The sequence below is a fragment of the Candidatus Aquicultor sp. genome (assembly GCF_054640775.1).
Genome location: NZ_JBTSLF010000115.1, coordinates 1 through 8524 on the forward strand (window position 1 = coordinate 1; position 8524 = coordinate 8524).

Annotated in this window: 10 protein-coding genes; all 10 read left to right on the top strand. The window is 50.4% G+C overall.

What is annotated here, in order from left to right; translation table 11 throughout:
* Nucleotides 1-1800 (top strand): SpoIIE family protein phosphatase (locus ACYC56_RS09830; RefSeq protein WP_461374004.1); only part of this gene is annotated, 1800 nt, incomplete at its 5' end.
* On the top strand, nt 1793-2149 hold the full coding sequence (locus ACYC56_RS09835) for an STAS domain-containing protein (RefSeq protein WP_461374005.1): 357 nt from the start codon (nt 1793-1795) through the stop codon (nt 2147-2149). The genes ACYC56_RS09830 and ACYC56_RS09835, both read left to right, overlap by 8 nt.
* A gap of 152 nt (nt 2150-2301) precedes the next feature.
* Complete coding sequence (rpsB, locus tag ACYC56_RS09840; protein WP_461374006.1) at nt 2302-3132, top strand: 30S ribosomal protein S2; 831 nt, start codon at nt 2302-2304, stop codon at nt 3130-3132.
* Nucleotides 3133-3288: 156 nt separating this feature from the next.
* Nucleotides 3289-3888: a translation elongation factor Ts gene (gene tsf / locus ACYC56_RS09845; protein WP_461374007.1), complete on the top strand. Its 600-nt coding sequence runs from the start codon at nt 3289-3291 to the stop codon at nt 3886-3888.
* A 66-nt stretch (nt 3889-3954) separates the two neighbouring features.
* Nucleotides 3955-4677, top strand: a complete 723-nt coding sequence (gene pyrH, locus ACYC56_RS09850; protein WP_461374008.1) for a UMP kinase — start codon at nt 3955-3957, stop codon at nt 4675-4677.
* Between the two features lies 1 nt (nt 4678).
* Nucleotides 4679-5236 carry a ribosome recycling factor gene (gene frr, locus ACYC56_RS09855; RefSeq protein ID WP_461374009.1) on the top strand — a complete coding sequence of 186 codons (558 nt, stop codon included), beginning with the start codon at nt 4679-4681 and terminating at the stop codon, nt 5234-5236.
* A gap of 31 nt (nt 5237-5267) precedes the next feature.
* Nucleotides 5268-6050, top strand: coding sequence for an isoprenyl transferase (locus ACYC56_RS09860; protein WP_461374010.1), 783 nt, complete (start codon nt 5268-5270; stop codon nt 6048-6050).
* A 45-nt stretch (nt 6051-6095) separates the two neighbouring features.
* Nucleotides 6096-6902, top strand: coding sequence for a phosphatidate cytidylyltransferase (locus ACYC56_RS09865; protein WP_461374011.1), 807 nt, complete (start codon nt 6096-6098; stop codon nt 6900-6902).
* A 19-nt stretch (nt 6903-6921) separates the two neighbouring features.
* A complete protein-coding gene (locus tag ACYC56_RS09870; protein WP_461374013.1) occupies nt 6922-8094 on the top strand; it encodes a 1-deoxy-D-xylulose-5-phosphate reductoisomerase in 1173 nt (390 codons plus the stop codon).
* Between the two features lie 152 nt (nt 8095-8246).
* On the top strand, nt 8247-8524 hold a 278-nt coding region (locus ACYC56_RS09875; RefSeq protein WP_461374012.1), incomplete at its 3' end, for a site-2 protease family protein.

Below are 8524 nucleotides of genomic sequence, written 5' to 3' on the forward strand. Positions count from 1 at the left end.
GAGCTTGTCGAAGGTATTGCATCACAAGCTGCCGTCGCCATTGAAAACGCCCGTCTCTACGAGCAACAGAAGAAAGCTGCCGAGCTGGATGAAGCGCTCAACGACATCAATACCATCATGGGCGCGACGCTAAATGCCGACGAGATCATGCAGAGGGTCGTTGTATCGGCAGCCAAAGCTATTGGTGTTGAACTTGTATCGATAACTGTGCCCGAGGGAAACGAGTGGACAATAAAATATAGGTATCCTAAAGAGTTCATTGGTCAACGTTTTAATAATGAAGATATCCCGCATCTGGTGTTGGCCGCCGAGACAAGAGCACCCGTTGTCATCAACGATGCCTACAATGACCCTAAGATAAACCCAGAAGTTATGCATAAATATGGCAGTCGTTCGAATCTTGTGATTCCCTTAATAATTAATGAAGAGACGGTCGGATTGCTCACATTTGCTAGCCATCCCGACACGGTTGTTTTTTCAAATAACCAGATAGACTTTGCAACTAAGCTGGGAGCCTCGATCTCCCTTGCCTTAGAGAACGCCTTCCTGCATCAGCAAACCGAAAAGGAACTCTCTCGCACGAAGCTATTGCAAGACGTCGCTATTGCGGCAACCACCAGCGTAGACCTGCATACAATCTCAGAAGAGATACTCAAATCCCTCAATAGGAACCTGGGGTTGAAAGCAGGCGACATTAAACTCTATAACAAGCAGAAGCAAACCTTAAAATCACTTGCAATATTTGGCTACTCGCAGGCAATACGTGATTTGGTTCGCGAGATACCTGTGGAGAAAAGCTCACTAATGACAGTTCGACCGATCAGAGAACGAAGGATGTTCACTCATAACGATGAGGAGCTGACGCCGGAACGAATCGAGGTATTGAAAGAAGCAGGCGTATATGATGCTCGGTATGTGGTGTTGCCGGTTGAATACAGGAATGAAGTGGTAGGTACACTCTCGGTATCTTTTGAAGGCAGAAGGGACTTTACGCAAGCGGAGTTAGATCTCTTTCACTCTATGGCTCATATCGTGGGGCAAGCTATTGAGAACTCACGGCTGTATGAGTCCCAGCATCATATCGCAGACACACTACAATCATCCCTACTGACACTGCCGGAGCACATAGATGGAATCGAATTTGGGTCTTTGTATCGCTCTGCGACGGAAGCTGCTAAAATCGGGGGAGATTTCTTCGATATCTTTGAGTTGGGGCGCGGCAAAATCGGTATATTTATCGGGGACGTTTCAGGAAAAGGTATTGAAGCGACGGCGCTTACCACAGTCGTTAAAAACACGATTAAAGCCCATGCTTACGAAAACAGTACACCTGCTATGGTCATGTCAAAAACAAATGATCTAGTGCATCGCGTAAGTCCATCCGGCAACTTTGTTTCGGTGACCTTTTTTGTTCTAGATATTGCGACCGGAAAACTCACCTACTGTAATGCGGGACATCCCCCGGCTCTAATAAAAAGAGCCTCCGGCAATGTTGAGCTGCTTACAAAATACTCGCCCGTCATAGGTGCATTTCCGGCTATGGATTATCGAAGCCATAAAGAGATTTTAAGAAAAGATGATATACTACTGCTGTATACCGATGGTATTACAGAAGCCCGCTGTGGTTCCGAGTTTTATGAGGAAGATAGATTGGTTAAGTTTATCGCAAACTTAACTGCACCGGCAGCAAAAGACGTACCGAGCGAACTATTTGATGATGTATTGCGCTGCGCCGGCGGCAAGCTTACGGATGATGTGGCTGTCCTTGCAATCTCATTAGGGAGTGAAGAGAGTGATTGATCTTACAATTAAGAAAAGTGATGGCTCAGATATTCAAACACTTGCCCTTTCAGGTGAGTTTGACCTCTTTGACAAGGAGCAAGTTCTAGACCTGCTCCCGAAACTCATCGCAATCGACTCCCAAGGGCTAATAATCGACCTTACGGATATTAAACTTTTAACAAGCGCGGGCATCGAAGTGCTTATTCGATTCCATGAAGAGTTCAAAAAGAATGGAAAGCGCGTAGGAATAATTCTCGACCGCAACAACTACATCATAAGAAAGTTCCGAAACCTGGGCATGTTCGAAGGAACAGGGCTTGAACTATTTACAACCGTTGAAGAAGCCGTAGCGGCATTAGAGTCATAATCCCGCCTGACCCAAATCACTTGCCGCAATACCTGCCTTTATGCTACACTACCAAAGATTACACACGCTGGTGGATTCTGTTCCGGTGCCTTCGGGTCGAACAGGAGTCGAAGCCGGCGGAGGAAAAAAAACCATAGAAAGGAGGTGCAACTATGGCAGTTGTTTCCATGAAGCACCTTTTAGAGGCGGGTGTCCACTTCGGTCATCAGACCCGACGCTGGAACCCAAAAATGAAGACGTACATCTTCACGGAGAGAAACGGTATCTACATTATCGACCTCCAGCAGACCCTCGCGCTTCTTGAGAAAGCCCACGCGTTCATCAAAGAAGTAGCCGGTAACGGCGAGCAAATCCTCTTTGTCGGAACGAAAAAGCAGGCCCAGGAAGCCGTGCGCGAGGAAGCTACCAAGGCGGCCATGCCGTATATCAGCTATCGCTGGTTGGGTGGTATGCTTACCAACTTCAAGACGATCCACGGCCGCGTAAAAAGGCTCGAGAGCCTCGAGAAGATCGGGGAAGAAGCCCCGTCGCATATGTCCAAGAAAGAGCTTCTCAAGGTCGGCGTCGAGAAAGTCAAACTCGAGCGCAACCTCGGGGGCATCAGAACGATGAACAGACTTCCGGGAGCGGTGTTTATCATCGACCCGCGCAAGGAACGAATCGCGGTCCAGGAGGCACGGCGTCTAGAGATCCCGATCGTCGCAATCGTCGACACGAACTGCGACCCGGACGAGATCGATTACGTAATCCCGGGCAACGACGATGCAATCCGCGCGGTCACATTGATCACACGGGTAATCGCCGATGCGGCCCTTGAGGGTCGTGAGACGTACTATGCCGCGCTAGGCCAGGAGCAAGCCGCCGCAGTTGCCCCTGAGGAAGTGAAAGCTCCCGAAGAGACACCGGCGCCTAACGTCAAAGACGCCCCGCAACCTGCTGCAGCGACCGAAGAAGCGGCAGTTAACGCGGAAGCTAAGAAATAATAAGAGTAGTTGAATAACGATTACTGCTGAATGTACTCGATATACGACACAATGGTTACCCGTTTTCATGCTCGTGGAAGCGGGTAACTGAGTGTCGGAAGCGGAATGTTTTAGTTGATTAACAGATTTATGTGGATTATATAAGGGGGTTTGGAAATGGAGATAACAGCGGCAGCTGTTAATGAGTTGAGAAAGATAACCGGCGCCGGCATGATGGACTGCAAGAAGGCGCTGCAGGAAGCAAACGGCGATATTGTCGGTGCGACCGATATCTTAAGGAAAAAAGGCCTGGCGTCTCTTGCCAAGAGGTCGGGACGCGAGGCGAAAGAGGGCGTTGTCGAATCATATATCCACGCGGGAGGAAAAATCGGCGTTCTAGTAGAAGTTAATAGCGAAACCGATTTCGTAGCGAGAAGCGACGACTTTAAGCAATTCGCACACGACATCGCGCTGCAAATCGCGGCGGGCAATCCATTATATGTAACGAGAGAAGACGTTCCGGACGATGTTATCGCGAAAGAGGTGGAGATCTACCGCGCGCAGGGCGTCGAAGAAGGTAAACCGGACAACGTTTTAGATAAAATCGCCACTGGTAGGCTCGAGAAATACTACACGCAGGTAGTGCTGATGGAGCAGGTATTCGTTAAGAACGCCGACATCACGATGACCGATTATCTCGGAGGAGTCGCAGCCAAACTCGGTGAGAATATCGGCGTAAGGCGTTTCGTGCGCTATGAGCTAGGCGAGACTATTTAGTTTCGAGCCGCTGTGCGTTGTGATTTATAAGGATATACCTTACCACATTGGAAGAGAGCGTGAGAGATGACTCAATACAAGTATAAAAGGGTGCTTCTTAAACTCAGCGGCCAAGCGCTCGCCGGAACGGGCGGCTACGGTATCGATCCCGAAGTTATGCGCTCTATCGCACAGCAAATCAAAGAGCTTTACGACGACCACATCGAACTCGCGATCGTTGTAGGCGGTGGAAATATATTTCGTGGATTTGAAGCCAGCTCGCGCGGTATGGACAGGACCACCGCGGACTATATAGGCATGCTCGCGACCGTGATGAACGCGCTGGCGCTGCAGGAGGCCATGGAGAGGGAAGGCGTCACCACAAGGGTTCAATCGGCTATAACCATGCAGGAAGTGGCCGAGCCCTACATCCGTCGCCGTGCGATGCGCCACCTAGAAAAGGGCCGTACGGTAATCTTTGCCGCCGGAACGGGCAACCCGTTCTTCAGCACAGACACAGCGGCCGCGCTCAGGGCGCTCGAGATAGGCGCAGACGCCATCCTAAAAGCCACGCGAGTCGACGGCGTCTACGATTCAGACCCGGAGAAAAACCCGGATGCAAAGCGCTTCTCAGAGCTGACATATATCGAGGTTCTCAACAAAGGGCTTCGTGTTATGGATACCACCGCTATTTCTCTCTGTATGGACAACAACATACCTATCGTTGTGTTTAATATAACCAAGCCGAATAACATCCAACGAGTACTCGAAGGACAAGATATAGGTACCGTAGTTCAAGGAGGGAAATAAGATGGTGCAAGATGTGCTCACTCAGTCCGAAGATAAGATGAAAAAGGCCGTTACAGCCATAAAGAGCGAGTTCGCGGGTGTGCGGACCGGCCGGGCATCGGCGTTTCTGTTCGACAGGATAAACGTCGACTATTATGGCACGAAGACGCCGCTGAAGCAGATGGCAAGCATCAGCACGCCGGAGGCGCAGCTTGCGATCATCCAGCCCTGGGATAAATCGGCCATTGCGGCGATCGAAAAAGCGATCATGACATCCGACCTGGGCGTTAATCCTTCGAACGATGGTAATGTAGTCAGAGTGCCTTTCCCGCCGCTGAGCGAGGAGAGAAGAAAAGACTTCGTAAAGCTCATCAAAAAGATGGCCGAAGAGGGCAAGGTCGGCCTCCGAAATGTCCGCCATGAAGCGCGTGACGACCTGAAAGACCTCGAAGACGAAAAGATGATCTCCGAAGACGATAGAAAACGCGCCGAGAAAAAAGTCGACGAACTCACCGAAAAATACGTAAAAGAAATCGACGCCCTTCTGCAACACAAAGAGAAGGAGATCATGGAAGTCTAGGGGCGGGGTCTAGAAAAGAAGGTTTAAGCGTTTGGCAAAAATAGGGTTGGGTCTTCGCGGAAAGATACATAAATCGGGCGAGGACCTTTCTATAGAGGAAATAAAAAAGGGCCTAATACCGCGTCACGTCGCTGTTATCATGGATGGCAACGGAAGATGGGCGAAAAAGAGAAGGCAACCGAGGCTTGCGGGTCACAGGGCCGGAGCCAAAGCGATACGCAGCATCGTCGAGATCGCGACAGAAGTCGGTGTCGAATATCTTACCCTCTACACGTTTTCGACCGAAAATTGGCGTAGACCCCAGGATGAAGTCCTTGGGCTGATGGAGCTGTTCGAGGAGCAACTTGAAAAAGACCTCGACGAACTCGACCGGCAGGGTGTCAAGATAGGCGTAATCGGCAGGTTGGATGAGGTACGCGAGAGCACGCGAAATGCCTTTCAACGGGCGATAGAGCGGACCAAAGACAACGCGAAACTCAACCTGATAATCGCCCTTAACTACAGCGGGCGCGCAGAGATACTGGATACCGCAAAGGCATTGTGCGCCGCCGTAAAAGAAGGTAAAGAGACAAGCGATTTCGATGAGGAAATCTTCTCCCGTTACATGTATACTTCTAATATACCGGACCCCGAGTTGCTTATCCGAACAAGCGGCGAAATGCGAATCAGCAACTTCCTCCTCTGGCAAATAGCGTATGCTGAGATATGGATAACAGACAAGCTATGGCCCGATTTTAGCAAGAAAGATTTTGTCCAAGCGATTGCAGAGTTTCAAACACGTAGAAGAAGATTCGGCGGATTAGACGAAGACTAATTAAAGCAAAAAGAGCACAAGAGAGAGCACTTACAGGAGCTGCAAATGCTTAAAGAACGTATTATTAGCGCACTGGTCGGCGTTCCGGTCATCGTTTTGTTTTTGTTGTTGGGAAGGTACTTCTTTGCACTGCTCGTAGCGGCTATTGTTGTGGTGTGTCTGGATGAACTCTACTCGATATTCCTGCTCAGAGACCTTAAACCGAATGTAATAATCGGCGTTACCGGCGGAATAGCGATAGTAGCGGGCGCACTCCTGGGAGGAACGACCGGTCTGGTCCTAGCGCTCTCGCTGATGGTCATCGTAACGCTGGTATGGCAGATACTGACGCAGGGAAGCGTCGTTAACACGGGGCTCACCTTTATCGGTCTGGTATATATCGCATTTTCGCTTAGCCACATGGTGTTGCAGTACGACCTCGAGGCGGGTCGCATCGGGGTGTTGTTGGTGTTTATCGGCACGTGGGTGAGCGATATCGCCGCCTTTTCAATAGGCCGGGCGATCGGCAAACGGAAGCTAGCGCCGACAATAAGCGCTAATAAGACGGTTGAAGGAGGCATAGCCGGATTAGTAACACCGGCAATCGTCTTAGGGGGGCTCTTTCTGCTCCCGTGGTTACCGTTTGTCGCAAAACAGGGGGTACTGCTGACCCTCGTTGAAGGAATCGGCATGGGCCTCTTGATAGGCTTTGCGGCGCCGATAGGCGACCTGGTCGAGTCGCGCATCAAACGCGAGATGCGCGTAAAGGATACCGGTGCGATTATCCCCGGCCACGGCGGCTTTCTTGATAGATTCGACAGTGTTATATTTACCGCAATAGTAGGATACTACTTCTGGCTGCTTATCACGTAATAATAGTGGGGTTTAAAGAATATTGAAAAACATAGTAATCCTGGGGTCATCGGGGTCGATAGGCCTGCAAACGATAGATGTCGTTAAAAGATACCCCGAACTCTTCAATGTAGTCGGACTGGCCGTAAATAGAAGCATAGATGCGCTGGAACAACAGATAAAAGAGTTAAGGCCGCAGACGGTCGTTGTCGTCGACGAGCAAAAAGCAAAAGAGCTTAAGCAAAGAATGGCGGGAGCACTGGCTGATGTCGAAGTGCTGGCCGGTATCGAAGGGCTCGAGCAGCTCGCAGCGCATCCTGAGGCCGGCCTGGTTTTAAACGCCCTGGTAGGTTCGGTTGGGTTGCGACCTACACTGGCTACGTTACGCGCGGGCAAGACCCTGGCGCTTGCTAACAAGGAATCGATGGTTGCGGGCGGCGCTATAGTCGCCAAAGTGCGAGCAGAAACCGGGGCCGGGATACTCCCCGTAGACAGCGAGCACAACGCGCTCTTCCAATGCATGGTAGGCGAGCAAAAGGGCGAGATAAAGCGCTTTATCGTGACCGCGTCGGGCGGGCCGTTCAGGGGAAAAACATTTAGCGATCTGGAATCGGTCACGGTGGAAGAGGCGCTCAAGCATCCCCGATGGACGATGGGCCCGAAAATTACCATCGACTCGGCGACGTTGATGAACAAAGGTCTCGAGGTAATAGAGGCGCGCTGGCTTTTTGACCTGCCTTACGAGCAAATCGACGTGCTCGTTCATCCGCAAAGCATCATCCATTCGATGGTAGAGTTCGAGGACGGCTCGATAAAAGCCCACCTCGGCCAGACGGATATGCGCATACCCATCCAATACACGCTCTCGTACCCGGACAGATTACCGTCGCCGCTTCCGTCACTCGATTTCGTCGAGGTCGGCAAGCTTACGTTTGAAAAGCCCGATATGCAGAACTTCCCGTGCCTCGCATACGCTTACGAGGCGATCCGGCTAGGGAAAACATATCCGGCCGTTCTAAACGCGGCAAACGAGCAGGCGGTAGCCGCTTTCTTAAGCAAGAAGATACGATTTACAGATATCCCTAATATAATAAAGCAAGTCATACATAAACATGAGCCCGGTGATGAGACGGATTTGGGTATAGTATTAGAAACGGAACGCTGGGCAAGAGAATACGCCGATCAGTTGATTACATCGCTCCAGTATGTTTAAGCAGGTCAGGTGAGCATACACACCAAGCTGTTCCACCACGGGGTCTTACTTGCAATTTGAAAAATAACTGATAAAAGCTTATTCTGTAAAGTGTCTACTAGGAAAAGGAGTGAATCCACATATTTTACCTTATCGCACTTATAGGTCTGGGCTTGATTATCTTCATCCACGAATTCGGCCACTTTATAGCCGGGAAGATAATGGGGCTCAAGGTTAAAGAGTTCATGTTCGGGCTTCCCGGCCCGAGAATCTTTTCGTTTAGAATAGGGGAGACCGAATACGGGGCCACGGCGCTCCCGTTCGGAGGGTACGTCAAGTTCGCAGGGGTCGAATCGGAGCTGCAGATGGAGGAGGACGAAGAGGATAAGGACACGCCTCCCGAAAGAAAATACGATACCCAACCACGATGGAAAAAGGCCATCATTATGGT

Excerpts from the sequence above, each read along its gene's own strand:
- rpsB (WP_461374006.1), top strand. The coding sequence starts at position 2,302 with ATGGCAGTTGTTTCCATGAAGCACCTTTTAGAGGCGGGTGTCCACTTC.
- tsf (WP_461374007.1), top strand. The coding sequence starts at position 3,289 with ATGGAGATAACAGCGGCAGCTGTTAATGAGTTGAGAAAGATAACCGGC.
- pyrH (WP_461374008.1), top strand. The coding sequence starts at position 3,955 with ATGACTCAATACAAGTATAAAAGGGTGCTTCTTAAACTCAGCGGCCAA.
- frr (WP_461374009.1), top strand. The coding sequence starts at position 4,679 with ATGGTGCAAGATGTGCTCACTCAGTCCGAAGATAAGATGAAAAAGGCC.
- ACYC56_RS09865 (WP_461374011.1), top strand. The coding sequence starts at position 6,096 with ATGCTTAAAGAACGTATTATTAGCGCACTGGTCGGCGTTCCGGTCATC.